Source organism: Arthrobacter sp. P1_D4, assembly GCF_056406115.1.
In genome coordinates, this window is record NZ_JBFUAU010000030.1 from 1 (window position 1) to 24,895 (window position 24,895).

Annotated in this window: 25 protein-coding genes, 1 tRNA gene and 1 rRNA gene; 9 read left to right on the forward strand and 18 right to left on the reverse strand. The window is 64.5% G+C overall.

What is annotated here, in order from left to right; all coding sequences use genetic code 11:
* Nucleotides 1-95, forward strand: a 5S ribosomal RNA gene (gene rrf, locus AC1D0A_RS21390); the annotation flags it as partial.
* 284 nt (nt 96-379) lie between these two features.
* Entirely contained in the window at nt 380-886 is a 507-nt protein-coding gene (locus AC1D0A_RS21395; RefSeq protein ID WP_243182209.1) for an SRPBCC domain-containing protein, read from the forward strand.
* A gap of 90 nt (nt 887-976) precedes the next feature.
* Here AC1D0A_RS21395 and AC1D0A_RS21400 read toward each other — a convergent pair whose 3' ends face one another.
* Together AC1D0A_RS21400 and AC1D0A_RS21405 are read right to left on the reverse strand one after the other, a co-directional pair.
* The gene (locus AC1D0A_RS21400; RefSeq protein WP_476946782.1) at nt 977-2,011 is read right to left on the reverse strand and encodes a LacI family DNA-binding transcriptional regulator; all 1,035 of its coding nucleotides are present in this window, start codon (nt 2,009-2,011) and stop codon (nt 977-979) included.
* Between the two features lie 2 nt (nt 2,012-2,013).
* Nucleotides 2,014-3,792 (reverse strand): glycoside hydrolase family 13 protein, encoded by a 1,779-nt coding sequence (locus AC1D0A_RS21405; protein WP_243182211.1) that lies wholly within the window; start codon nt 3,790-3,792, stop codon nt 2,014-2,016.
* 182 nt (nt 3,793-3,974) lie between these two features.
* Here AC1D0A_RS21405 and AC1D0A_RS21410 point away from each other — a divergent pair, with 182 nt between their 5' ends.
* Nucleotides 3,975-5,345 (forward strand): FAD-binding oxidoreductase, encoded by a 1,371-nt coding sequence (locus AC1D0A_RS21410; protein WP_243182212.1) that lies wholly within the window; start codon nt 3,975-3,977, stop codon nt 5,343-5,345.
* Between the two features lie 48 nt (nt 5,346-5,393).
* On the opposite strand, the gene AC1D0A_RS21415 is transcribed toward AC1D0A_RS21410, so the two are convergent.
* Together AC1D0A_RS21415 and AC1D0A_RS21420 are read right to left on the reverse strand one after the other, a co-directional pair.
* Nucleotides 5,394-6,812, reverse strand: a complete 1,419-nt coding sequence (locus AC1D0A_RS21415) for a DUF4032 domain-containing protein (RefSeq protein ID WP_243182213.1) — start codon at nt 6,810-6,812, stop codon at nt 5,394-5,396.
* 178 nt (nt 6,813-6,990) lie between these two features.
* Nucleotides 6,991-8,073: an ABC transporter ATP-binding protein gene (locus tag AC1D0A_RS21420; protein WP_018775851.1), complete on the reverse strand. Its 1,083-nt coding sequence runs from the start codon at nt 8,071-8,073 to the stop codon at nt 6,991-6,993.
* A gap of 262 nt (nt 8,074-8,335) precedes the next feature.
* On the opposite strand from AC1D0A_RS21420, the gene AC1D0A_RS21425 reads away from it, so the two are divergent.
* Entirely contained in the window at nt 8,336-8,737 is a 402-nt protein-coding gene (locus AC1D0A_RS21425; protein WP_243182214.1) for a VOC family protein, read from the forward strand.
* Nucleotides 8,738-8,770: 33 nt separating this feature from the next.
* On the opposite strand, the gene otsB is transcribed toward AC1D0A_RS21425, so the two are convergent.
* Both otsB and AC1D0A_RS21435 read right to left on the reverse strand, forming a co-directional pair.
* Complete coding sequence (gene otsB, locus AC1D0A_RS21430; protein WP_243182215.1) at nt 8,771-9,616, reverse strand: trehalose-phosphatase; 846 nt, start codon at nt 9,614-9,616, stop codon at nt 8,771-8,773.
* Nucleotides 9,606-11,015 (reverse strand): alpha,alpha-trehalose-phosphate synthase (UDP-forming), encoded by a 1,410-nt coding sequence (locus AC1D0A_RS21435; protein ID WP_243182222.1) that lies wholly within the window; start codon nt 11,013-11,015, stop codon nt 9,606-9,608. The genes otsB and AC1D0A_RS21435 overlap by 11 nt, the downstream gene beginning before the upstream one ends.
* Before the next feature lie 293 nt (nt 11,016-11,308).
* Between AC1D0A_RS21435 and AC1D0A_RS21440 the strand changes: the two genes are divergently transcribed.
* The 4 genes from AC1D0A_RS21440 to AC1D0A_RS21455 all read left to right on the forward strand — a co-directional run bounded on the left by AC1D0A_RS21440 (nt 11,309) and on the right by AC1D0A_RS21455 (nt 14,527).
* Nucleotides 11,309-12,199, forward strand: a complete 891-nt coding sequence (locus tag AC1D0A_RS21440) for a DsbA family protein (RefSeq protein WP_028278087.1) — start codon at nt 11,309-11,311, stop codon at nt 12,197-12,199.
* Between the two features lie 240 nt (nt 12,200-12,439).
* Nucleotides 12,440-12,516 (forward strand) — tRNA-Thr (locus tag AC1D0A_RS21445).
* Between the two features lie 128 nt (nt 12,517-12,644).
* Nucleotides 12,645-13,517, forward strand: coding sequence for a hypothetical protein (locus AC1D0A_RS21450; protein ID WP_476946783.1), 873 nt, complete (start codon nt 12,645-12,647; stop codon nt 13,515-13,517).
* 278 nt (nt 13,518-13,795) lie between these two features.
* On the forward strand, nt 13,796-14,527 hold the full coding sequence (locus AC1D0A_RS21455) for a ScaI family restriction endonuclease (protein WP_476946784.1): 732 nt from the start codon (nt 13,796-13,798) through the stop codon (nt 14,525-14,527).
* On the opposite strand, the gene AC1D0A_RS21460 is transcribed toward AC1D0A_RS21455, so the two are convergent.
* The 11 genes from AC1D0A_RS21460 to AC1D0A_RS21510 all read right to left on the reverse strand — a co-directional run bounded on the left by AC1D0A_RS21460 (nt 14,520) and on the right by AC1D0A_RS21510 (nt 22,920).
* A complete protein-coding gene (locus AC1D0A_RS21460; RefSeq protein ID WP_476946785.1) occupies nt 14,520-15,365 on the reverse strand; it encodes a DNA-methyltransferase in 846 nt (281 codons plus the stop codon). The two genes, AC1D0A_RS21455 and AC1D0A_RS21460, sit on opposite strands and share 8 nt — an antisense overlap.
* A 56-nt stretch (nt 15,366-15,421) precedes the next feature.
* On the reverse strand, nt 15,422-16,597 hold the full coding sequence (locus AC1D0A_RS21465; RefSeq protein ID WP_476946786.1) for a tyrosine-type recombinase/integrase: 1,176 nt from the start codon (nt 16,595-16,597) through the stop codon (nt 15,422-15,424).
* A gap of 179 nt (nt 16,598-16,776) precedes the next feature.
* Nucleotides 16,777-17,439 carry a recombinase family protein gene (locus AC1D0A_RS21470; protein WP_476946787.1) on the reverse strand — a complete coding sequence of 221 codons (663 nt, stop codon included), beginning with the start codon at nt 17,437-17,439 and terminating at the stop codon, nt 16,777-16,779.
* 376 nt (nt 17,440-17,815) lie between these two features.
* On the reverse strand, nt 17,816-18,214 hold the full coding sequence (locus tag AC1D0A_RS21475) for a hypothetical protein (RefSeq protein ID WP_476946788.1): 399 nt from the start codon (nt 18,212-18,214) through the stop codon (nt 17,816-17,818).
* Nucleotides 18,211-18,561: a hypothetical protein gene (locus AC1D0A_RS21480; protein ID WP_476946789.1), complete on the reverse strand. Its 351-nt coding sequence runs from the start codon at nt 18,559-18,561 to the stop codon at nt 18,211-18,213. Before AC1D0A_RS21480 ends, AC1D0A_RS21475 begins: the two co-directional genes overlap by 4 nt.
* Nucleotides 18,562-18,794: 233 nt before the next feature.
* A complete protein-coding gene (locus AC1D0A_RS21485; RefSeq protein WP_476946790.1) occupies nt 18,795-20,996 on the reverse strand; it encodes an AAA family ATPase in 2,202 nt (733 codons plus the stop codon).
* Nucleotides 20,987-21,508 (reverse strand): hypothetical protein, encoded by a 522-nt coding sequence (locus tag AC1D0A_RS21490; protein WP_476946791.1) that lies wholly within the window; start codon nt 21,506-21,508, stop codon nt 20,987-20,989. The genes AC1D0A_RS21485 and AC1D0A_RS21490 overlap by 10 nt, the downstream gene beginning before the upstream one ends.
* An 80-nt stretch (nt 21,509-21,588) precedes the next feature.
* Entirely contained in the window at nt 21,589-22,050 is a 462-nt protein-coding gene (locus AC1D0A_RS21495; RefSeq protein WP_476946792.1) for a hypothetical protein, read from the reverse strand.
* 4 nt (nt 22,051-22,054) lie between these two features.
* A complete protein-coding gene (locus AC1D0A_RS21500; protein ID WP_476946793.1) occupies nt 22,055-22,300 on the reverse strand; it encodes a hypothetical protein in 246 nt (81 codons plus the stop codon).
* Nucleotides 22,297-22,566: a hypothetical protein gene (locus AC1D0A_RS21505; protein ID WP_476946794.1), complete on the reverse strand. Its 270-nt coding sequence runs from the start codon at nt 22,564-22,566 to the stop codon at nt 22,297-22,299. The genes AC1D0A_RS21500 and AC1D0A_RS21505 overlap by 4 nt, the downstream gene beginning before the upstream one ends.
* Nucleotides 22,567-22,707: 141 nt before the next feature.
* Nucleotides 22,708-22,920: a helix-turn-helix domain-containing protein gene (locus AC1D0A_RS21510; protein WP_476946795.1), complete on the reverse strand. Its 213-nt coding sequence runs from the start codon at nt 22,918-22,920 to the stop codon at nt 22,708-22,710.
* Between the two features lie 347 nt (nt 22,921-23,267).
* Here AC1D0A_RS21510 and AC1D0A_RS21515 point away from each other — a divergent pair, with 347 nt between their 5' ends.
* Nucleotides 23,268-24,077, forward strand: coding sequence for a hypothetical protein (locus AC1D0A_RS21515; protein ID WP_476946796.1), 810 nt, complete (start codon nt 23,268-23,270; stop codon nt 24,075-24,077).
* 482 nt (nt 24,078-24,559) lie between these two features.
* Here the strand turns inward: AC1D0A_RS21515 and AC1D0A_RS21520 are convergent.
* A partial coding sequence (locus tag AC1D0A_RS21520; RefSeq protein ID WP_476945237.1) for a beta/alpha barrel domain-containing protein occupies nt 24,560-24,895 on the reverse strand: 336 nt, incomplete at its 5' end.

A 24,895-nucleotide genomic window follows, 5' to 3' on the forward strand; every position in this document is an offset into this window, starting at 1 on the left:
AAACGCCCGGTCCCATCCCGAACCCGGAAGCTAAGACCCACAGCGCCGATGGTACTGCACCCGGGAGGGTGTGGGAGAGTAGGTCACCGCCGGAACACCATTAACGGTCGAGGACCCCCACCACCAGGTGGGGGTCCTCCCGCATTTAACCCGTCATTCAGCCCGGACCCCGCCAAACGTGAGGGAGCATCCCGCCACACCCCGCCAAACGTGAGGGAGCATCCCGCCACACCCCGCCAAACGTGAGGGAGCATCCCGCCACACCCCGCCCAAGGTGAGGGAGTGTCACAGGACATCCCGCCAAATGTGAGAGAGCGTCACAGCCGCCGCCGCCCACCCCTGGATCAGGGAGCTGCCTGCGCGGGTAGAGTTGTTGCCCATGGATAACCTCTTCAGCCATGCTCCGTCCGGCGCGCCGGAACCTGCCGCGGCGGACGAACTCGATCCCGTCGTCGTCAGCGTTGTGGTGCCGGGCGCAGTTGCCCGGGCCTTCATGGGATTCACGGAACACACGCACCTCTGGTGGCCGCTCGAGGACCACAGCGTCTATGGCGCCGGCTCCTATGTCGAGTTCGAGGAGAACCTGATCATGGAATCCTCGGATGACGGCCGGACGGCTGTTTGGGGATCGATTGACGACTGGCAGCCCCCGCTGTCCTTCCACGCCAGCTGGCACCCCGGAACCACTGCCATGTGGTCCACCGAGCTCCGGGTGGCGTTCAGGGCGGTAGGCGAGGGGACAGAGCTCCGCCTGGTTCACAGCGGCTGGGAGGGCGCCGAGGACCCCGCGGCAGCCCGGGCGGAGTATGCGGCAGGCTGGCCCGCCGTCCTGGACCGCTTCGTTCGGTTCATGGGTGGTGCCGGCGCGGACAGCCCCGAGGCCTGAGCGGCTCCTGGGAGAGGCCCGTTCGTCCCTACCGGCGGACAGACCCGGCGGCCAGCCCCCCGGCATGCACAGTCCGGATCTAGCCCGGACCTAGGCGCGCAAAGGTCCCTGGTCGACGGGCGGAACAGCGGTGCTGGACCGGATGATGAAGCGCGTGGGGTATTCGGTGTGCGCGGCCGCCGTGTCTCCGGCGCCGTCGAGCCTGGCCAGCAAACGCCGCACGGCCAACGCACCCTGGCCCCGCGCGTCCTGATCGATCGTGGTCAGCCCGAAGACTTCACCCAGCTCATGGCCGTCGATGCCGATGACGGAGAGATCCTGCGGCACCCGCAACCCGAAATCCCGGGCAGCGAGGATCGTGCCGATCGCCATCTCGTCCGAGGCGCCAAAGACGGCCGTGGGACGCTCCGGAGAGCCGCCGAGCAGCTCACGGGCGTTGGCGTAGGCGCCCCGGATCGTGAAGTCGGCGGAGACCTGCCATCCCGGCCGGACCACCAGTCCGGCGTCCCGCATGGCCTTCTTGAACCCCGCCTGGCGCGTGCCGGGAAGGCGGAAATCCTGCTCGTAGGCGGCATCGCCGGTCATGTGGGCAATTTTGCTGTGGCCAAGCTGGATGAGGTGCCGGGCCGCGGCCTCCGCAATACCGGCGTCATTGATGCGGATGGTCGAAGCCCCGGGTAACGGGCCGCCGATCCCCACGATGGGGCGATGGATGGCCAGCAGCTGGTCGATCTCGGTCTCGGAGAGCTCCAGCGACACGGCGATCACGGCATCCACGCGTTTGCGCAGGAGGAAGTCGTTCAGCACACTGTGGCGGCGCTCCCGGCCCTGGCTGACGTTGTACAGCGTGAGGTCGTAGCCGGCATCCAGGAGGGTCGCCGAGACACCTTCGACCACCGAGGAAAAGAACCACCGGTGGACGGAAGGGACAACGAGGCCCACATTGTGGGTCCGTCCGGAGGCCAGTCCGGAGGCCTGGTACGACGCGACGAAACCGAGCTCTGCGGCGGCGGTGCGGGCCCGCTCCCGGCTACGCGGTGAGACATTGCCCTTGCCGCTCAAGGCGCGTGAAACGGTGGCGATGGAGAGGCCGGCCCGTTCCGCGACGTCCTTGATGCCGGGCATGCCTAGCCCTCCGTGTCCTCGAGATAGATTTCCAGCCAAACAGCTTCACCTGAGCCTAACGGATCGCCCGCGCCGGCCATGTCCCCGGCGTCGTAGCCGGCACCCGTGGGCGTTGAACTGCGCAGCAGCACCCGTCCGGCGGGCAGCTCCAGGGGCTCGGACCCGACATTCAGCAGGACCAGCGTGGAGCCGTTGAGGAAAGCAAGGCTCGTATCGGTGCAGAGGTCCTCGTACCAGGACAGCGAGCCGCGGCCAAGGTCGAGCCGGCGGCGCAGCTCCAGCATGCGCTTGTAGAGGCTCAGATGCGACGACGGCGAAGCGGACTGCACATCCCGGGCCAGCCGTGAGAAACTTTCCGGCTGCGGCAGCCAGGGGTCCTGCCCGTGGCCGAATCCGGCGTTGCGTTCCCCGGCCCGCCAGGGCAGCGGGACTCGGCAGCCGTCGCGGCCCAGCCGTGCGCCGCCGGTGCGGGCGAACGTGGGGTCCTGGCGGCGGGTGTCCGGGATGTCGATCCCGTCCGGCAGGCCAAGCTCTTCACCCTGGTAGAGGTAGGCCCCGCCGGGCAGCCCCAGCATGAACAGGGACGCCGCGGCCGCCCGGGACCGTCCGAGCTCCTCGTTCGGCTGCGGATCCCAGGTGCCGATTCCGTCACCGTCGCGCGGAGCGTGGCCGTCGTACCCGAAGCGGGTGGCGTGGCGGACGACGTCGTGGTTGGAGAGCACCCACGTGCTGGGCGCGGCGACGGCGTCCAGTGCCGTCAGTGACTCCGTGACGATGTGGCGCATCCGGTGCACGTCCAGGCCCGCGTGCAGGTAGGGGAAGTTGAAGGCCTGGTGCATTTCGTCCGGGCGCACCCAATCGGCGAGCCGGGGGAGCGGGTCCACGTTTGCCTCGGCGCAGAGGATCCGGTCGGGGCCGTACTCGGCGAGAATCTGACGCCACCGCCGGTAGATGTCGTGGAGCGCGGGCTGGCCAAACATCGGAGCGTCGCTTCCGGGGAAGCCGTGGGAGCTGCTGCCGTCCGCCCGTCCGCCCCACTCGGGCAGGCCCGGGGCCTTCACGAGGGCGTGCGCCACGTCCACCCGGAAACCGGAGACCCCGCGCTCCAGCCAGAAGCGCAGGACCCGTTCGAATTCTTCGTGGACGGCGCGGTTGTCCCAGTTGAAGTCCGGCTGGGAGGAGTCGAAGAGGTGCAGGTACCACTGCCCGGGGGCGCCGTCCGGTTCGGTGATCCGGGTCCAGGCTGAACCGCCAAAGTGGGACTGCCAGTTGTTCGGCGGCTCCTCGCCGAATGCTCCGCGGCCGTCTCGGAAGATGAACATGTCCCGCTCCGGGCTGCCGGCAGGCGCGGCCAGGGCAGCCTGGAAAGCGTGGTGCTGGTCCGAGCAGTGGTTGGGCACCAGGTCAACGATCATCCGCATTCCCAGCCGGGTGGCCTCGGCCATCATGGCGGCGAAATCGTCCAGGGTGCCGAACAGGGGGTCGACGTCGCAGTAGTCACTGACGTCGTAGCCGGCGTCGCGCTGCGGGGACCGGTAGAAGGGCGAAAGCCAGACGGCGTCGATGTCCAGTTCCGCAAGGCGGGGCAGTTCGGCCGTGATTCCGGCGAGATCGCCGATGCCGTCGCCGTTCAGGTCCCGGAACGAGCGCGGATAGACCTGATAGATGACAGCGGAGCGCCACCATCCCGGAATGTTGTCTGCGGCGTGCACGGGGGTCAGCGGACCCGTCAGAGGTCCGGCCAGCGCGGCGGGGGCGAGGAGAACTGAATCAACGGACATGACGGCAATACTAGGGCTCCCACGCCGGATTATGAAAACGCTTCCAGTCACATTTTGGCGGCAATTTCGACCACCAACTGGACTATCCCGCGCATAGCTGGAAGCGCTTGCAACTGTGAGCCGCATCACCGACAATGCGCAGTCATAGACTGGGAACCGGATTCGACCGAACTGGAGACCGCATGCGTAGCATCATCGACGAGCTGACCACCGCCCTGGGCGCGGAGAAAATTGCCGTGGACGCGACCACCCTGGCCGCGTATGCCGTGGACCAGGCTCCCGTCCTGGATTATCAGCTCCCGCAGGCGGTGGTCCGCGCCGAATCGGTGGCCGACGTGCAGGCAACTGTGCGTGCCTGCGCAGCCCTTGGCGTCGCGCTTGTGGCGCGCGGGGCCGGTACCGGGGTCTCCGGGGGCGCCCACGCGAGCGCAGGCTGCGTGGTGCTCACGCTCGAGGGGATGAACCGCATCCTGGACCTCAACCCGGATGACGAGACCGCCGTCGTGGAACCCGGCGTCATTAACGCCGACCTGAATGCGGCCGCCGCCGTGCACGGGCTCATGTATGCACCGGATCCTGCGAGCTTCAAGATGTCCACCATCGGCGGCAACGTGGCCACCAACGCCGGCGGGCTGCGCTGCGCGAAGTACGGGGTGACCCGCGACTCTGTCCTGGCGCTCGACGTCGTCCTCGCGGACGGCTCCCTCATCCATACCGGCCACCAGACCTTCAAGGGCGTCGCCGGCTATGACCTCACCGGGCTGTTCGTCGGCTCGGAGGGGACCCTGGGGATCGTGGTCGGTGTCACCGTGCGGCTGAAGTACCTGCCGCGCGACGTACACACCATCGCCGCCTTCTACCCGGACTTCCGCAGCGCCGCGGCCGGGGTCCTCGCCGTGGGCAGGGCCCGCGTGCAGCCGGCCATCATGGAACTGCTCGACGGCGGCTCGCTCGCCCAACTCGATGACCTCCACGGCTCGGACCTGGCCGCGCGCGGGGCATCCCTGCTGCTGATCCAGACCGACGGCTTCGGCGCGGCGGCGGAGGCCGCGGCCATCCGCCCGGTCCTGGTGGCGGGAGGAGCGGTGGTGACCATGGAGGCCAACGCGGAGGCAGAGGAGCTTGTCGAACTGCGCCGCAACAGCCGAGGGACCGAGGTGGACGACGAATACCGGGTGGGCGAGGACGTGGCCGTGCCGCGTTCGCGGCTGGTGGATTACGTCGCCGAGCTCGAGTCCATGGCGGCGGAGCACCGGGTGCAGCTCAAAGTCGTGGCACACGCCGGTGACGGCAACCTGCACCCCACCTTCTGGGTCGACCGGGTGGACAATACCGTGGACCCCGATGCCATGGCCCGCCTGGGCGCCGCCCTGGACCGGTCGATTGCCGTGGCCCTGGCCATGGGCGGCACGATCACCGGCGAACACGGGATCGGGCAGTACAAGCTGCGCTGGCTCGGCCTGGAGCAGAAGGAACCCGTGCGTGAGCTGCAGCGCCGGATCAAGGAACTCTTCGATCCGGCCGGGATCCTGAACCCCGGCAAGGCGATTTAGCTCAAGGAGATTTAGCGCGGGCGTGCCACAACATGCCCGGCGCGCGGCTTAGTCGTCGGAGTCGGGGTATTCGTCCACTGAGTCGTCGGCGCCGTAGCGTGATTCCTCGGTCTCCACCTCAAGGATCTTGAGCAATCCAGTGTCCGGGTTGAGCATGATCGCGGCCTCGTCCCGGCGGTGGCGGAGTTCGTTGTCGATGTAGGACTGGACGGCCTCCGCCAGGGGGATGTGCCGGTTCTCCTTCTCGGACATGTACCAGCGGTGCTCCAGGACCTCGTGCACCGCCTCGGCCGGCTCGAGCTTGCCGGAGAGGTCGCGGGGGATGGCCCGGACGATCGGTTCGAAGATCTGGCTGACCCACAGGTGCGCGCTGTATTCCTCGTCCATGCCCGGGTTGTTGTCCGCCCGGAAAGAGTCCATGTCGTTCAGGAGGCGGCGGGCCTGGTTTTCCTGGGCGTCCAGACCGGTCAGGCGCAGCAGTCGGCGCTGGTGATGCCCGGCGTCGACGACCTTCGGCTGGAGCTGGATGGTGGAGCCGTTCTGTGTGGTCTTGATCGCGTATTCCTCGACGTCGAACCCCAGCTCGTTGAGCCGCCGGATCCGGGCGGCCACGCGCCAGCGTTCCCCGATCTCAAACGATTCCTTTGCCGTCAGCTCGGTCCACAACCGCCGGTAGCTGTCCATGATCAGTTCGCTGGTGGCCACGGGGTCCACCTTCTCCTCGATCAGGCCGCCGTCGAGGAGGTCCATGAGTTCCCCGGCGATGTTGACGCGGGCGATTTCGAGGTCGTACTCGCGCTGGCCGGTGGACAAATCCGGGTACAGTTCGCCGGTCTCGGCATCGACCAGGTAGGCGGCGAACGCGCCGGCGTCCCGGCGGAACAAGGTGTTGGAGAGCGAGACGTCGCCCCAGTAGAAGCCGATCAGGTGCAGCCGGACCAGCAGCAGGGCCTGGGCGTCGATGAGCCGGGTCAGGGTGTCCTTGCGCAGCATCTGGGAGAAGAGCGCACGGTAGGGCATGGAGAACTTCAGGTGCCGGGTGACCAGCACGGGGTTCAGCGGCCGGCCCTCCGGGGTGGTGCGTCCGGTGATGACGGCCACCGGCTCCACGCCGGGAACGTCCAGCCGGGCGAGCTTGCGCAGCATGTGGTACTCGTGGCGGGCCACGTGCTCCGAGGTTTCCTTGATGGCGATCACGGAGCCGCCGAGGTGGGCGAAGCGCACGATGTGCCGGGAGATACCGCGGGGGAGGGCTGCCAGATATTCGGCCGGCCAGTCCTCGAGGGCAATGTGCCAAGGCAGGTCCAGCAGCTCGGGCTCGGTGGCGGCGGCCGTGATGCTCAGCGAGCTGGAGGCCATCGCGGCCTTGTCGTCATTGGCGCTGGCGGCCTCGAACCGGGGCAGTTTCCCGATCTGACCGTAGTCGGTGGGCTCGTCGTGCCACTGGGCACTGTTTTCCTCGGTCATGGGGTTTCCTCGGTCATGAATCAATTCTTCCGTATTTGGCGGGCCGCGCCTAAAGCAGGGCCGTTAACGCCCGACGGCGGCCCTCCACTGGGGAGGACCGCCGTCAGTCGTGCTGGGCCCACGCCGGCAGGGTTCCCTGACCGACGCGGAGCGAGGTTAGGGAGCCGGTGGGTGGGGACTAGTCGCCGAGGCGCAGGCCGGTCTTGGTGTCGAACAGGTGTACGTGGCCCGACTGGGGGCGGACCCAGATGGACTCACCCTTCATTGGGGGGCGGCGGCCGTCGACGCGGGCCACGATGTCGTGGCTCTGGCCGTCGAGCGTGGTGTGGCCGTAGACGTAAGCGTCGGCGCCGAGTTCTTCGACGACGTCAACCTCGACCTGGAGACCTTCACCCTGGGCGACAGTCTCAAGGTCTTCCGGGCGGGAACCGAGGGTCACGGTCTGGCCGTGGGCTTCCTCGAGGACGTCGCGCGGCACCGGGTAAACGGTTCCGCCGAACTGCACGCCGCCGTCGACGACGGGGAGTTCGAGCAGGTTCATGGCGGGGGAGCCGATGAAGCCGGCCACGAAGACGTTCTTGGGCTTGTCGTACAGGTTGCGCGGGGTGTCGACCTGCATCAGCAGGCCGTCCTTCAGCACGGCGACGCGGTCACCCATGGTCATGGCCTCGACCTGGTCGTGGGTCACGTAGACGGTGGTGACGCCGAGGCGGCGGGTCAGGGACGCGATCTGGGTGCGGGTCTGCACGCGCAGCTTGGCATCCAGGTTGGACAGCGGCTCATCCATGAGGAAGACCTGCGGGTTACGCACAATGGCCCGGCCCATGGCAACGCGCTGACGCTGGCCGCCGGAGAGGGCCTTCGGCTTCCGGTCCAGGTACGGTTCGAGGTCAAGCAGCTTGGCGGCCTCACGGACGCGTTCGGCGCGCTCTTCCTTGCTGACGCCGGCGATCTTCAGTGCGAAGCCCATGTTGTCCGCCACGGTCATGTGCGGGTACAGGGCGTAGTTCTGGAACACCATGGCGATGTCGCGATCCTTCGGCGGGACGTCAGTGACGTCGCGGTCGCCGATGAGGATGCGGCCGGAGTTGACGTCCTCGAGACCTGCAAGCATGCGCAGGGAGGTCGACTTTCCGCAGCCGGAGGGTCCAACGAGGACCAGGAATTCGCCATCGGCGATATCAATGTTGAGCTTGTCAACAGCGGGCTTCTCGGTGCCCGGGTACAGACGTGTTGCGTTATCAAAAGTAACTGTAGCCACAGTTATCAATCCCTTCACCGGCAGGTACGTGCCGGACGATCCGTAGTGAATGGTCGTTTTATGCAGTTGTTAATTCAATTGTGGGATTTCATACGCATACTCCTCGGCCGAAGCCGAGGAGTACCCAGTGACGCCGCACGGTAGTTGTGCGCCACATCACAAACAGAGTATGTCAGATATATGCCAAATGGGCTAAAAAGTTACGGATGTCACACGTGGGGTCCGTCACGTGGCGCCAGAAAAGGGTAGGTATGCTGTGCGCATGACGGCACTGCAGATCTATGTCAGTTTCCCCGGCACGGCGCGTGAAGCACTTGGCTTCTACGCCGACGTTTTCGGCGGAGAGCTTGCGTTGTTCACGTACGAGGAGTTCAACCGCAGCGATGGCCCGCCGGATGCCATTGCCCACGGACAGCTGAACGGCGTAGTCGCTTTGGCGGGGTCGGATGCGGCTGCGGGCGAGAAAAGCGTCCGGTCCGAAGGCCTCATGCTCTCGCTGCTGGGGACCGCCGAACCGTCAGTTCTCCACGAGTGGTTCGACAAGCTCGCCGTTGGCGGCCGGGTGATCGATCCCCTTGCCCCGAAGCCCTGGGGCGCGACAGATGGCCAGGTCCTCGACCGTCACGGACTGCACTGGTTGATCGGCTACGAGCCTGAGTCGTGACCGACGCCCGGTTGACCGCTCAGTAAGCCCGCGTTAGCTCCGGGAGTTGAGGGCCTTCTTCCGCTCACGCAGCAGGGCCTCCAGCAGTTCGCAGACGTGCACCGGCGCCTCCACCCGGAACTCAGCCTGGGTGAAATCGAGCCCCACCTTTACCCCGAGATCGCCCGGGACGAGGCTGGCCAGGGCGTCCTCGTCGGTGGTGTCGTCTCCGGCGAAGGCCACGGCCGTGGCTCCGGCAGCCTGCCGCAGGAAGGCAATGCCCTCGCCCTTGGAGGCGTTCACGACGGAGGTCTCCAGGACGCGGTTGCCCGACTTGAGGAAGACGCCGCTGCGGTCCTGCAGGACCGCCCGCGCCGCGGCGACGGCGTCCTCGGCGACGTCGTCCGCCGCGAGCCGCGTGTGCAGGACGACGCCGGCCGGCTTGTCTTCCAAAAGGGTCCCCGGGGCCTGTTCCACGATTCCCTCAAGCTCCCGGCGGACCTCGGCCAGGAGTTCGCGTTGGGCGTCGTCGAGCATGAGTTCCGAGGAGCCGGGCCCCATCCAGACCTCTGCGCCGTGGCTGCCGATCAGCAGCGTCTCCTCCGGCGGGGAGGCGACGGCCCGCAGGCTGTCCAGCGCCCGGCCGGAGATGAGCGCCGTCGTCGTCCGGGGCAGTTCCGTCAGCGCCGCGAAGGCGGCTGCGGAGCGCGGGAGCGCGCGGGCGTCGCCGGCATGGTCCACGAGCGGTGCCATGGTGCCGTCGAAGTCCATCGCCACGAGCAGGTGCCCGGTGCCGGCGACGCGGCGCACGGCTGCCAGCAGCTCAGGGGAGAGCGAGAGCGGGGCCGTGTTTGGAGTGTTGGTCTCTGAATCGTGGGTTCCGGCGGCGTCAGGAGTCATCGCGTACAACCTTTTCGGCGAGGGCTTTCAGGAAGTCGGAGGACCAGAGGTCGACGTCGTGGTCCAGAATCTGCTTGCGCATGGCCCGCATGCGGCGTGATGCCTCGGCCGGCTGCATGTTGACGGCCCTCATGATCGTGTCCTTGAGGCCGTCAATGTCGTGCGGGTTCATCAGCAGGGCCTGCTTGAGCTGGTCCGCGGCACCGGCGAACTCACTCAATACCAGCGCTCCGTCGTTGTTTGTCCGGGCCGTGACGTATTCCTTGGCGACGAGGTTCATGCCGTCGCGCAGGGCGGTGACCAGCATGACGTCCGCGGCCAGGTACAGGGACACCATCTCTTCGATGGGGTAGCTGTGGTGCAGATAGCGGACGGCCGTGCTCTCCATGGTGTCGAAGGTGCCGTTGATGTGGCCCACTGTGCCCTCGACCTCCTCACGGAGCAGGCGGTACTGCTCCACACGCTCACGGCTGGGGCTGGCCACCTGGATCAGGGTCGCGTCCTCGACGGTGACCTTGGCGTCCTGCAGCAGTTCCTCGTACGCCTTGAGCCTGTGCCGGATGCCCTTGGTGTAGTCGAGCCTGTCGACGCCGAGCAGGATGGTCTTGGGATTGCCGAGGTCCCGGCGGATCTGCTGCGCCCGCTCGATTACCTCCGGCTTCTTCGCTAGCTCGGTGATCTGCTTGACATCAATGGAGATCGGGAACGCCTGGGCCCTCGCGATGTGGGTGGTTTCGCCGTCGGTGCCCCTGACATGGACCTGCTGCTGCTTGACGCTCGCGCCAAGGAAACGCCGTGCGGAGCGCATGAAGTTTCCGGCATCGCTGCTGCGCTGGAAGCCCACCAGGTCCGCCCCCAGGAGGCCGTCGATGATCGCCCGGCGCCACGGGAGCTGGGCAAAGATCTCCGGCGGCGGGAAGGGGATGTGGTTGAAGAACCCGATCTTCAGATCCGGCCGGGCCTCCCGGAGCAGCTTGGGAACCAGTTGGAGCTGGTAGTCCTGCACCCAGACGGTGGCACCCTCGGCCGCATGGCGGATGACGGCGTCGGCGAATCTCCGGTTGACCTTCCGGTACGAATCCCACCAGGTGCGGTGGAACTCCGGAGGGGCGATCACGTCGTGGTAAAGCGGCCACAACGTGGCGTTCGAAAAGCCCTCGTAGAAAAGCTCGATGTCCTCGGTGCTCAGCTGGACGGGGATCAGGTCGATGCCGCCATGGCTGAAAGGCTTGACCGTCTCATCGGGGGCTCCGTGCCAGCCCACCCACGCGCCGTCGGTCTTGGTCATCATCGGGGCCAGGGCTGTCACGAGTCCGCCGGGGGAGCGGCGCCAGCCGTCCTCGCAGCCGGTCTCGTCGGCCGAACAGCGGTCGACGGGCAGCCGGTTGGACACCACCATGAAGTCGAACTGGTCCCCTGCCGCGGCGCCGGTGGGGGCGCTGTCGGTGGCCGTCCGCGCCGCTTCAGTGGTGCTCTGTGTGCCGTGGCCGGCGCTGTCCGTTGCTTGCATTGGTGCCCCCTGGGGTCCGCTCGTGGCTCTCCATCAACCCTAGCCGCCCGGAATCTTCCGGGCTATTCGTCCGTTGGGCAGGCGGAAGGGAAACTTGAAAGCGCAAGTTCTCGGGTTTCTCCCCTAAAATGATGACGTTGCCACTGAGTGGACCGTCCCTGGCCGAACGACCCGAGGAACCAATGAGCCCCGCAAACGAACCCCGACTGTCTAAGGCAGAGCGCACTGCCGCGGCGCGCGAGAAAGCCCGCGAGATCCGCGAGGCGCAGCTGAAGAAGGAGAAGCGCAACAAGCTGCTGATCGGCTGGGGCATCGTTGCCGCCGTCATCGCCATCATCGTGATCGTCGCGCTGGTTGTCACCTCCAACATCAAGAACAACGCCCCGGTTGCCGACGAGGGACCCACGCCGGCCAACGGCAACATCCACGGCGGTGTCACCCTGCTGGCGAACACCGACGTGGCGAAGACCGATCCCGCAACCGTGAAGCTGTCCGACCTCCCGTCCGCTCCGGCCACGCCGCCGTCTCCGGTCACGGCCCCCGGCGCCGAGGCTGAGGCCGGCAAGCCGGTCAAGGTGGTCCTTTACATCGACTTCATCTGTCCCGTCTGCAAGAACTTCGAGGCGCAGTACAACGAGACGCTCACCAAGCTGCGCAACGAGGGCAAAATCACCGTGGAGTACCGCCCGCTCGGATTCCTGGACAGCCGGTCCACCACGAACTACTCCTCGCGCGCGGCCAACGCCGCAGCCTGCGTGGTCAACGAATCCCCGGAGAAGTACTCGGACTTCGTCGACGTGCTGTTCGCCAAGCAGCCGGCCGAAGGCAGCGCCGGACTCTCCGACAACGAGCTGAAGACGCTGGCCACCGACGCCGGGGCCAAGAGCATCGAGACATGCGTGGATGGCAAGACCTACCGTCCGTGGGTGAAGCACACCACCCAGGAGGCCACGGTAATCGGCATCACCGGCACGCCCACCGTGTTCGTTGAAGGCAAGCAGTGGGGTGTCGGCGACAGCGCCCAGACCCCGTTCGACCAGTACCTGCAGGCCGCGATCGACGCCAAGAAGTAACCGCACAACGGCACATGCCGTTGAAGGCGCGCAGTTAAAGGCCACAAGTTGATGGCCCGGCCCCGGATCGTTCCGGGGCCGGGCCATTGCTTTGGGTTCGCTTTAGGCCTTCGCTGGGCGGGAGGGGCGTTGCGCGTTTTTCTCTGGGTTTTTCTCACCGGGCGTCGGTGGGCTAATCTTGTCTAGCGTCCTGACATCCACGCCATTTTGTGGCCCGGAGTTGTGTCAGGCAGCAGGAATGCCTCCTTAGCTCAGTTGGCCAGAGCACCGCTCTTGTAAAGCGGGGGTCGTCGGTTCGAATCCGACAGGGGGCCCCACGAAGAACCGCGCCGCTACTGGGAACTAACCCGGTGGCTGCGCGGTTTTGCTTTGCCCGCCTCCGGGCAGCCCCTCCAAATCCCCTCCGTTGCGCCATTGGCGGTAGGAGGGCTGGTTCAATGGATGCATGGTATTTGTTCCGTTCGACGCCACTGAAGATGAAGTTTCTGCCTTGTCCGTCATCCGTGCCGGCATACCGGACTCTATGGAGGCACCGCTGCGCTCCTGGATCACCCAACAGTTTCAGGGACAGTACTCAGGCATGCACGATGAGCATATGGCGAAGCTGTCCTTGGTCCATGAGGTTCAGGCTGCGCTTCGCCTGACACTTGGTGCACCTGCTTCGGGGTTCATGCCTCGGGACAATGTCGTTGGCGCCATTTACGCAAAAGGCGAGCAAACAATCATGCGAGTAACTGATTTTCTGCTGAGTCGTCTTCCGGTGGCTGCTGATCACGTTCGATCCCTGTCTCGAACCTTAGATTGGTCCCACTCGAAGTATCGCGTCGACATCTCAGGCGGGGTTCCACGGCTGGCCCTTCGCTTGCCGGCAGGCATCGCAGAGACCGTGCAGGGCGTAGTGAATCAAGCAGGTGATGCCGGTTCTTTGTTGCTGAAGGCATGGCACTACGCCTTTGGAATGGAACCTCAACCGGCTGAGGCCATGGACTTCGCCGTCAAAGCGGTTGAACGGGCCGTCACCCCGGTTGTCTGTCCCAATCACCCCAAGCCGTCGTTGGGCATTGCGGTCGCCTACATCCGAGACCAACGCAACTGGGCCCACAATCTGAGGACAGACGGGGACAAGGCGCCGCCGAACACGACGATCCACCACATGCTGCAAACTCTGTGGGCTGGTCAGCACTACCGCCACGTAGATCAGAACGCCGTGTCCCCCACGCTGGAACAAGCTCAGGCGCACGTTCAGCTCGCAGCGCTGCTCGTTGGCTGGTTTTCGTCGGGAGTTGTCACCCGGAGTTCGTCCGGTGCGGTTGCCTGAGCATCCACGAAGAACCGCGCCGTCGCTGCAATCTAGTCCAGTGGGGCGCGGGGTTTTTCCCCGTTCCGGGGGCCTCCTCTCCAAACCCTGCGCGGGGCGGGTGCCGTCCAGCTTCGATATCCTTATGGACTTTTCGGCCAGCGTCTGGCGATTCGGACCGTGGGAGGGTACGTTCCGCCTTGCGGACGCCCCATCCTCCATGCTGACTTGAACTGAAGCAGGGTGTGTCCTCTGGTCACTAGTGGAGGAAGGCCGCTCCCATCCGATAGCCTCAGCTCATGACATCTTGGCTCGACGACGTTACGTTCATTCCTGGCAACACCCGTAGCAATCGGACGCGGTCCATGACTTCTTGGGTCGACGACCTTACGTTCACTCCTGATAACACCCGTAGCAATCGGATGCGGCCCAAGAAGGAGAGCTCTCCCTACTATGGCCGGCCAGATTCGGAGTGGGCAGACATAACACGAGGGCTATTGCGCCAGCAGCCACTGACCGGTCCCACACTGACCGCCGCCGTGCTGAAAAGCTGGTCCGACATCTTTGAATCGCAGATTGGTGTCGCCAAGATAGGGGTGGATGTCGAGCCATCACCGCAGGTGATGGGTTTCTTGCTTCATGAACTCATTCCACTGACTATTAGCAAGACTCTCCCCGAATGGCGACGCGACTCAGGCAGCCGCGAAAAAGATCTCGTCTACGTACCGGATTCCCTGTTCTCTATTGAGATAAAGACTTCCTCGCATGCCAGCGGAATCTTCGGGAATCGGAGCTTCGGGCAAGATACCGACGACGTCGCGAAGAAGGCGAAGTCGGGCTACTATTGTGCGGTTAACTTTCAGGCATGGAGTGTGTCTTCAACGCCCAAAATCAAGTCGATTCGGTACGGCTGGCTCGATTCGACTGACTGGGTGGCTCAGGCCTCCGCCTCCGGCCAACAGTCCTCGCTGCCGGGCCTTGTGTATGCCAGGCAGCTCCCGCTCGTCTTCTCGGATGTGTCTGCTAGATAAGCGAAAGCTGCTCATGATCTAGGGCGACATTGAGTCGTTGCAGCCTCGTTGCCGTCGTCTCGATATAGTCGCTGCGCAGTTCGAATCCGACCACATTACGTCCAAGCCGACGGGCTACAGCAGCAGTCGTCCCCGAGCCCATGAAGGGGTCCAGGACCAAGTCCCCCGGATTTGTGGACGCGAGAATGACGCGCTCGATGAGAGCCTCCGGAAACTGCGCGGGGTGCGGCATGCGTTCGACCGAGGAACGCCCAGCGCCGGAGGTTACTTTAGGAATTGCCCAGACATCGCCAGGGTTTTTCCCCAATGGGTTGCACTTGAGCTTGCCGTTCTTCTTCTGGTTCGGATATTTCACATCTGGATCACGCACGTCGTCCAGATTGAACGTGTACTTGTTCGGGTCCTTGACGTACCAGAGCAGCTTCTCGTTGCGTGGGGCGAAAGTCTTGCGGGTAGATACACCCGCCCCGTATGTCCATACGACTTCCTGAAGCATGAAGAACGGCGTCTTGTCCCACAACATGTAAGCGAGAGGGACCGCCTTGCCTTCGTCGGTCACGGGCACATATCCGATATTGAGCCAAAATGCCCCGTTGGCCGTCGTGAGGCGGTGGACACCAGCCATCCAGTTCTCGCACCAAGAGAGGTATTCGTGCAGCGGCAGAGGGCTCTCGTACTCTTTGCCGATGTTGTACGGGGGCGATGTGACTGTCAGCTGAACGCTTTCGGGCGGCAGCTGCTCCATGAGAGAGCTGCAGTCTCCCTGATAGATGAGAACAGAATCGTGTTCGTATGCGGCGGGACCGAGTATGGAGCGGACATCGTCAATCGAGAGCATTAGGCTGACCTTCTTGGGAGGAGTATCGAGACAACTTTAGCTGGGGGCACCGACGTTCATGCTCCTGCTTGCACCGTGTGTGGTGTTCTGCCCTCCTCCGCCGAGGCACTTATGAGTCTCCGCAGTTCGGAGTAATCCTTCTTGTACATGTGGGCGTAGACGCCGTCCGTAACGGCGATGGAGCCGTGGCCCATCAGTCGGGACAGCTCGAACATGGACACCCCGTAGCTCACCATCAGCGAGGCGAAGGTGTGCCGAAGCTCATGGAACTTCAGCGTGGGCATGCCCAGTTCCCTGGCTGCCGGCTTGAATGAGTAGCGATAAAACCCTTTGGGGTCGTAGGCGCGGTCATAGGTGGCCAGGGGGTGCCCCTTGATCTTCCCGGGCCACAGTCCGGCGTCGGGGTCGGAGCGGCTGGGGTGCTGCCCGAGGTAGGCCGTCAGTTCGTCAATGAGGGAGTCGCTGAGCAGCGGAACCGACCGCCGGGACCTCTCCGACTTAGGCGTCGTGTAGATCCAGCCTTCCTTGACCCAGGTCATCGTGCGCTCAACGCGGACCTCCTTGTGGAGCAGATCTATATCGCGGATGCGCAGAGCCCCGAGCTCGCCCGAACGCAGCCCCGTCCACACAGCGAACCGGACGATCAGCCCGTGAGCTTCGAACGCATCCAGTCGGTCCGCCAGGCGGCCAACTTCGGCCAAGGTAAGGAAGTTCGGGTTGTGCTGGGGGAGCCGGGGCTTTTTCAGGGCGTCCATGGGGCTGAACGGTATGAGCCGGTGGTTTACGGCGTACGTGAAAATCTTCTGGACGCGCAGGAACGACCCGCGCACGCTACCTTCCGACCGAGCCTTGCCGCCGGGGATTGGCTTAGCCCGAAGGTCAGCGAGCCACTTCTCGATGTCCTGGCTGGTGATCGTGGATATTCGCCGCGACCCGAACGCGGGGTATGCGTGTACCCGAAAGGTCATCTCGTAGCCTTCCAAGGTCTTCCGCTTGAGGCGAGCCCTGTCCGCCGCGAGGCACTGCTCGGCCACTTCCTGGAAGGTCTTGGCATTCTTGACGAGTGGGACAGTGCTGTTGCCCGCATCTAGCTCGTTCTCCACTTTGAGGGCAAAGCGCTCGGCTTCTCGCTTGATCTTGAACGTGCGCTGTTTGTGGCGCGTGCCGTCCCGCCATCGCACTTCGTAGGCGGTGTCGCCGTTGGAACGGGTGAGTGCCTTGATGTGTGCCATTGTGCTTTTCCTTTCCTTCGCGCGGCCTCGGCTGGCTAGTCCAGCTACCCCGCGCCCGCCGCCCTTCGGGGCTTCGTAAGCGATCGCGTTTGCGCGCGACCCGTTTCTACCCGCGACGTGCGAGAACCGGCGGATGCTCGCGGATACGCGGACCTTCGAATGAGAGAAGCGGAGCTTCTCTAGGGCGATGCTGCTTCCCACTCCTTGCAGGCCGCGTACGCGCGACGCACCGTGCTCTCGTGCCAGGTGGTCAGCCCGGTGGGGGATACATATCCGTCTGCGGTCAGGTCTCGGGCGACCGTACCGAACGAATCCCCAGCTTCGCGGCGCTCGCAGATGCGGTTCAGCAGATCCGCCGGGATGGACGTGCGCCGTCCGTTGTGTTTGCCGTCGCGCTTGCGAGCCGCGAGAGCTTCCTTTGTGCGCTGCGAAATCATGCGGCGCTCGAACTGTGCGAACGTAGCCAGCATGTTGGCCATTGCCTCTCCGGCGGGCGTGGCCAGGTCTATCGCCACGTCCAGCATCACTAGGTTCCAGCCCTGGGTCTGGGCCGTCTCTATGATGTCGGCCGCGTTCTTGGTAGACCGAGCCATCCGGTCCATCTTCGTAACCATCAGCGCGTCTGCCCGGCCCGCCCGCAGGAGGTCCAGGGCCCGCCGCAGCTCGGGGTTGATGTGCTTCCCAGAGCAGCCCAGGTCCATCACAATCTCGAAGTCCCAGCCGCGCCTTTCGCACTCGTCCGTGATGTGGCATATCTGGGCGGCCACGCCCAACCCGGATTCTTCCTGCTCGTCGGTGCTGACGCGCACATACCCGATGACGCGCCTTCGATCGTTGTCCACCGCTCAGTCCTCCTGGTGGAACGTGACAGACCGGGCATGGTGGCCTTCTCCGGATTTTCTGTATGCGCCATTGGTCCGCCGCGTGTAGCGGAACGTAGGCGTCGTGCCGGACGGGTGCTGAACGCGAATCCACACGCTCGACGCGCTAACTCGGACCACTTCGCCCGTGACGGGCTGTCCGAGCATGCTCACGGTTGCCTTGGTGCCGATGCAGGGAATCATCGGTTCCTCCTTCGTTGAAATTCGCTCTTCAAGGCTGAAACGTCCGTTTACGCTTTCCGCCTTGAGAGAGAATCGAACTCCATTCGGCGCAGAATCGCTACATCGCCCATAAATTCGGCTCTAACGAGCGGTTTTCGCATGAGCCACACGCTCCCTAGCTCTCTGCCGGCTTCTCTGGCGTAGGGCCCATTAGCGCCCCGCCGGAGGTGATTCCTGCCAGCCCGTCCCATATGGGGTGGGTCCGGAGGAGGGCTTCCCGCTTTGCAGTGGCGCTGGCGGCTAGAAGCTCTACACACGCGGCGTCGCTGTAACCCCGCACTACTGCGCCGACGAACTTCGTGGCCAGGTCGTGCTTTTGGCCGATGGTTGCCCACCGCACCTGTTCCACCAGCGCCTGCCGGGGCACCGCGTTGGGTTCCGGAGCTTCCAACTCGTCGAAAGCGCGTATTAGCCCGACCCACGCCCTTCTGCTGTCGGCCATGACGAACGCCGTAGCCAGCGCAACGACCAGCGCTCGCCGTTCCTCTTCCGTAAGGGCGCTGAACCGCGTCACCGAGAAATCCTCTGTCGCCGTTTTTGGAGCGTGACGGACGGGGCAGGCTTCGCCGGTGCTTCGAGGGCGAGGCTTTCGTCCGGCGTGGCCTCGCCGAGGTCAACGAGGAATGCGCCCGTTTCGACGAGATGCTCGAAGCGGCTAACTGTCATATCGACGGACTGCTTCCCGGCGTAGCCAGCCCGGCTCAGAAGGTCCTGGGCGATCTGCGTCCGGACCTTGACGTCGTTGACGGGGTCCTCCATGAACCGCACGAGCAGGGCAGCTGCGTCGTCGGCGGCTTCTGCTATGCGCTGAGCTGCTTTCCTCTTGACCTGGGGTGCGCCGCCGCCATGCATCCTGCACACAGCGCCGCCTCGGATTGCCCAGTTCTTGCACTCGCTCCCAGACTTGCGACGCGCACTGCATCGGGTCTGTAGTTCCTTGGGGTGGCCCATCGCATTTCTCCTTAGTTGTTGAAGTTGAGTGTGTACCTCCGTCTCGGGGTACACACTCAAGGCCTGTCGTGTTCTTCCCTCGTGTGTGTGTCCCCTAAAGGGAGGTACACACACCCACGGATGAGAACCGGTGGGGGTGGTTCTCACTGGTTCTCACTGGTTCTCACCGCTGTAGCTTTCAACGAGAGCTTCTGGTTGGGGCTAACGCTCCCGCGCTTATGGAGAACAGCATTGCTGGGACCATTGCGGCGTTCGAGCCAACCCCGCTGGACCGCAAGATCTAGGGCTTCTCGCTTGTACTCGGGCTTCAGGCCGCTCATCCGGGACTGGATTTCCCGTGTGTTGAGTTCTTCACCCTCCTGGAGTTGGTCCCACGCCTCTCTAGCCATCCGAATGTTCCTGGTCTCCTTGGCCGACGTACTGCTCCCATCCCAGACAAGAGAGCGCGTCACCGGGTTGTATGAGAGGCCGCCGAACTGCTGCAGGTCCACATCCCGACCAAGCGCGGACAGGTACCTGGCGGCTGATCCCTGGCCCACGAATGACCACTGAACGTCCTGCCAGCCCGTGAGCCGGGTAGAGCCCCGACCGCGAAGCCGCTGAATCTCGTTGGTTGAGGCTTCATCGAGGTCCACGCCCTGGCTGGCGTGGTGAACGAGAAACGCCGTTTCAACCCCGGCGCGGCGCTTGATCCTGTCGATGGCCTTGAGCCATGCCCCGTTTTCCGTCGCGGAGTTTTCCTCACCGTCGAACAGGGCCGACTTGGGGTCAATAATCCAGACGGCCACTTCGTACTTCTTCAGCCAGGCCACGGTCCAGTCCTCGACATCCTGGACCTCGAACGGCATATGCGCCCCACGCATGTGCAGGGGCACAACCCGGTCCGGATTCTCGATGCCCAGGGAACGCAGCCACTCCTTCGCCTGAGCCTCCACGAGTTCTGCGTTCCACCACGCGACCTTCCTTCCCGCACCGAGCGAGTCCTTGACGGGGAAGTAGCCAAACAGCGGAGCGTCGTCTACCAGCGCCCGGATCACGTTCAGGACGAGCACCGTCTTTCCGGCCTTGGCTTCGGCGATCACCGCGATGTTGGCGCCGTGGAAGGCCAGGTTTTCGAAGTGCCAGGCCAACTTCACGTCGGGTTCCAACAGCTGGTCAGCCAGAGTGCCCTTGTCGTCCGGCGGGGTCCACCCGTCCGCTGCTACTAGCCGCCGGGCAGCGTCTCGGATTCGAATCCGCTCGGCTTCTTCGCCGATCTTTTGCTCGAAGTTTGCGCTCTTTTCGTCTGCCGGCGTCCAAGGGGCACCGTTGGCCGCGTCTAGCAGCGCTTCCCGTACTTCCGCCGCGTCGCGCAGCTTGAGCGCGTCCCGGAGGTCGGCCTTGTCCAGCGCTGCCAGTTGGGCGATGTTGAAGATGTAGGGGGTTGCCCCGCCGTCCAGCAACGCCCGAGCCGTCGTGTGCGCTCCCTTACGGCCCGTTTCGTCGTTGTCGTAAGCAACGACGACCTTCCACCCCGCGAGCACGGCGCAGTGCTGCGGCGGAGTCAATGCTCCGCCGGTATGGCAAAGGGCAGGAATGCTTGCGCCGAGTGCGGCAAAGTAGTCGCTCTCACCCTCTGTAAGGACGACGACGCCGGGTTCTGCCGGAAGACGATCCACGCCCATGAGGTGTGCGGAACCATGCCCAGGCCACCAGATCCGTTGAAATTTTCGTGAGTGTCCCTGGAGAAATGGATTCCAGAGCCGCACTCCGACCAGCTCTCCGGCCTGGTTGCGGATCGGAAGGGTCATTCGCACGCCCCAGTTCAGGCCAGAACTAGGGTCGGCATAGAAGCCCCTAACGCCGAGGCCGGAGCAGCGAATCTGTTCGTGCGACAGCCCGAGTTCGCGGGTCAGATAGTCCAGATAGGGCTGGCGCCCGTCCTTCCACTGCTCAGAGTTGTCATCGGTGAGGTAGCCAGCCCATCTAGTGAGCTCCCGCTCGCTGGGCAGCGGCACCTGTACGGCGCTGTCCTCGTCCAATGCAGTCCTACGCCGCGTGTCCGGCGTCCACACCAGCTCGTTGCCGAGCTTGTCCCGGAGCATGGACAAGAAGTCCGCGTTCCGCTCGTCATCGCATCCGCGAGACCCGCACTTGTAGAGGGGGAAGCCGTTGTCGCCGTCGCGCTTGAGGTATCCGTCGGGCTTGTCCTGGGGGTTGTAGGGGTAGCCGGCGGGGTCGGCGAACTGGGCGGACTGATGAATGGGACAGTAGAACACCCAGCCGTCGCTGACGTGCCTGGCCTTCAGGATTCCTGCTGCTTGCTCGGCCTTGCCCGAGCCTGTAGTGATCGCGGTTACGGGCATCGGGTTCTCGTGCTCCTCGGTGCTGGCTTGGCAGAAGGGGCGCTGAGTTCCGCGAGCCGCTGACTGAAGCGCATCGGCCTGTAGTGGTAGGGAGCTTCCTTGGTTGGTGCTGCATCAATCCAGACAGCCACGCCTGTGCTGTCGCCGGTCTCGTCAAGGAGGGCAAGTATGTCGAAGCCTCGGTGGGGGTAGCGGGGCTTCGGCCCAGCGAAGAACATGGACCACAGTTCCGCGGCGATGTCCCGGGAGGACCGCCCAAACAGGCTGCCGTTGTGCTCCTGAGCGCGGAGGCGCGTAGCTACCCAGCCGGCAACGGTGTAGTCGCGGTCCTCTGTGGGTTCTACCGAGAGATCGACGCTGACGGCGACGGTAGCGAGCTCCGTGGGTGTTAGGCGGTGTATGGGCCACCTACGGGCCAGCGGGTCCGGACCCCGGTCCGCCTCGGACCAGCGGACGAAGCCTGGAGGTAGGAGCGGATACCGCGTGCGGAGAGTTAGAGTAGCCTCGACCATTGGTTTCCAGGCCTTTCGTTGGTTAGTCGTTTGGAGCCCCGTCGCTTTGTATCCAGAGCGGCGGGGCTCCCTTACTTGGTTCACTTGCCGAAGCGATAGAGGTAGGAGCGACGCAGCGTGGGAAAAGTGCTCTGGAGACGGCTGAGGGAGCCCACAGGGTCCAGTAGCTCGTTCACGACGTGGCCGAGCCGGTCGTTCTTCTCCACGATCCGGCGGGCGAGCCGGTTGACCTCTCCTTCCAACGCGAAGAACTCCTCTTGCAGGGCTTCCTGCGAACCAGGAGTGTTGTGCAGGGCCGTGAGGAGCTGGGCGACGCGTACGCGGGCGTCTTCGAGCGCCGCCATCTCGGGTTCGAGCTGCCCAAGGAACTCGGTGGCAGTGTTGGCCTGGCGTTCCGAGTGGCTCATCACCGCCTGCGTCAGCTCCGCTACCGTCTCCCGAACCGCCGCCTTGCCGTCAACAGTCAGTCCGGCCACGCTGATGGCCTGGTCGTTGACCAGCTCAGCGGCAGCTTCGCCGACCGTGTATGTGTTCATTTGCATCGGGTTATGCCTTCCTGTTGGCGCGACGGTTACGCACCTGCAGCCTGAGCTGGTCAACAACGTTGTCTGTGGTCTGCCGTTCGAGGGCCTTTTCTGCCATGACGTACTCTGTCCGTGCGAGCGCTTCCATGGCCGCCTCGACGCCCTTCAGCGGTTCAAGGCTGGACAGACGGTTGGCCGCGACGACGGCTCGGGGTGCGGGGGACAGGAGTGCATCCCCTACGTTGTGGACTACGGGTTCGAGGCTCACTTGGGTGCCCTTCTGCTGGTGTGGGTTGTTCCTACGTCGAGGAGATGTGGCGCTCCTGCGGAGCGCAGGAGTTCGACAACGGCGCGGCGGACGATCGAGCGTTGGGATTCACCGGTCGTTTCGGCGAGGTGCTGGAGAGCGCTGTACGCGTCCGGCGGGAGCTGAGCCTTGATCCACTTCCAACCGTCGGTGACGGCCGTGCCGGGAGGGTTGACGCCGTGGAGGACGTAGCGATCTTTGCCGTTTGGAGGGACGCTTGAGCTCATGATCGCTCACACCCCGAACTGGGAAACAAACAGGAACCATCCCGCGCCGACCTACGGAGCGAAGGCGGTGCCGTGGATTCCACCACGTCGGCAGGGAGACCGCGACACGGCGTCCGAGTACACCGGTGAGAAGCTGAAGGACTAGTCATCGGCACGCACCGCCCGGACGGTGTTCGTGTCCAGGTACTCGTTCAGATCCGTAAGCCTGAATCGCAAGTACTGCCCAAGCCGGACGTACGTGATGCGGTTTTTGCGGGCAGCGTCGCGGACTTGCCGCTCGGTCATGCCGAGATACTCGGCAGCGGCAGCAGGGGTGTATGCGGGAGGGTTGGTGTTGCGGGGCAATTGTGCCACTGGTGGCTCCAGAAAGTACGGGGAGCTGCGTTCGGGCACAAAAAAACCGTGCAGCTCCGACGGAAAATGTCGGTGCTACACGGGACAAGTAGTCTTGGTGCCCGGTGGAGTCTGGACTGATAAACGGTCAGTCCACGTTCTTTGCCGGCGTCCATCGTCGGGACACTGCGCCCCTAGATCCCTTTGCCCTACTGGGCCATCTCTAGTGTGGTCGTCCGTTCGTATCGGACGAGAAAAACGATACCTCGCCGGGGGCTGATGGCGCTAATCGTAGGCGACCCCTCCGCATCCCGGGGCCAGTCGTGCCATCCGCTACTGTTGGGCGCGTGACACTTTACGGGGAACGTATGCGCGTTCAGCAGTTGGAACTGGCAGAAGCTGAGGGAACGAGTCATTGGACGATGTCTGTTCCGCCGCAGGTCAAGGTGAAGATCGCACATCTTTTCAAGGCCGAGAATTCATACCTCAACGTCCTTAACCCGGGCCGGTTCGCCGAATTGGTGGCTGCTCGCGTCTCTCGCAGCGAGGGCCTCCTTCTCGATACCATCACTTTCGAGGAGCTCGCGAGGATGGAGGATCAGCCTCTGTTCCTTTCATTTGTGGAGGCCATCCACGCCCAGACGGTCGTGGGTGGCTACGGACGTTCCCAAGGTTTCGTCGAGAGCGTCAACCGGATTTTCGAAGCCCATCGTGTGGCTTTCCGTCTCGTGGCCGAGTCTTCTGAGATCGTCCCGTTGGATTCTCTTGAGCTCCACACGACGGTGGTCGAACCTGTAATCAGATTGCTGCATGGTCGTCCGGACCTCCAAGGCGCGCAGATCGCCTACATGGATGCGCTCAACGAGATCGGGGACGGCAAGCCAGCTGACGCGATTACTGATGCTGGGACGGCGCTGCAGGAAACCTTCAAGGCGTTGGGCGTGCCCGGGAAGGTCCTTGGCAAGCAGATCATTTCCGTGCGTGTGAGCGGCCAGCTACCTGGGCGCGACGCCCCTATGTTGGATGCTGTCGTGAAAGCTATGGAGTGGGTGGCCTCGGAACGGAACCAGAACGGCGACGGACACAACGTCACTGATGCGAAGCTGGATGACGCGTGGCTCATCGTCCATGTTGTCGGAGCGCTGATCGTTCGGTTGGCCGGCTCTCCTCGCGCATAGCCCCTCCGAATCCCCTCCAGCCTCGCCACGCGGAGGGGTTCTAACGTCTACGAACGTGTACGCAGCGGGTGCTATCTGGGGGCTGAAATTCCTGTAAATCCGGGACCGAAGCGCGCCTCTGCGTGCAAGTTCGCACGCCTAGTTAAAGCTTCAACCTAGGGCTTGTAAAGCGGGGGTCGTCGGTTCGAATCCGACAGGGGGCCCCACGAACCCCTCCGTTCCGGCGATTTTGGCCGGGACGGAGGGGTTTTCTTATGTCTTAAAACGGGCGGCGGCCCCGGCTGTGGAGGTGGGCGGGCTGAACCTGGCGGCCGTCCCGTGGTGACGGGCCGCCGTCGTCGTTCAATCAGAAGCGCAAGGCGAAGGGCGGCGTTCGACTGCTTCTCCACAAACGAGGCGCCAAGGCGCCTCGTCTATGGAGCCTCTGCAGTCTCTCTTAAGCCAAGCGGGTTAGGCGCGCCTGTCGCCGATGTTCTGCTGAGCTACCAGCCGCGCTCGGCGAGGCGGTGCGGCTGCGGGATCTCGTCGACGTTGATGCCGACCATGGCCTCGCCCAGGCCGCGGGAGGCCTTGGCGATCTCGTCCGGGTCGTCGTAGAACGTGGTGGCCTTCACGACGGCGGCGGCCCGCTGGGCCGGGTTGCCGGACTTGAAGATGCCGGAGCCGACAAACACGCCGTCGGCGCCGAGCTGCATCATCATCGCGGCGTCGGCCGGGGTGGCGATGCCGCCGGCGGTGAACAGCACCACCGGGAGCTTGCCGGTCGCGGCAACTTCCTTGACCAGTTCGTACGGGGCCTGCAGCTCCTTGGCCGCGAC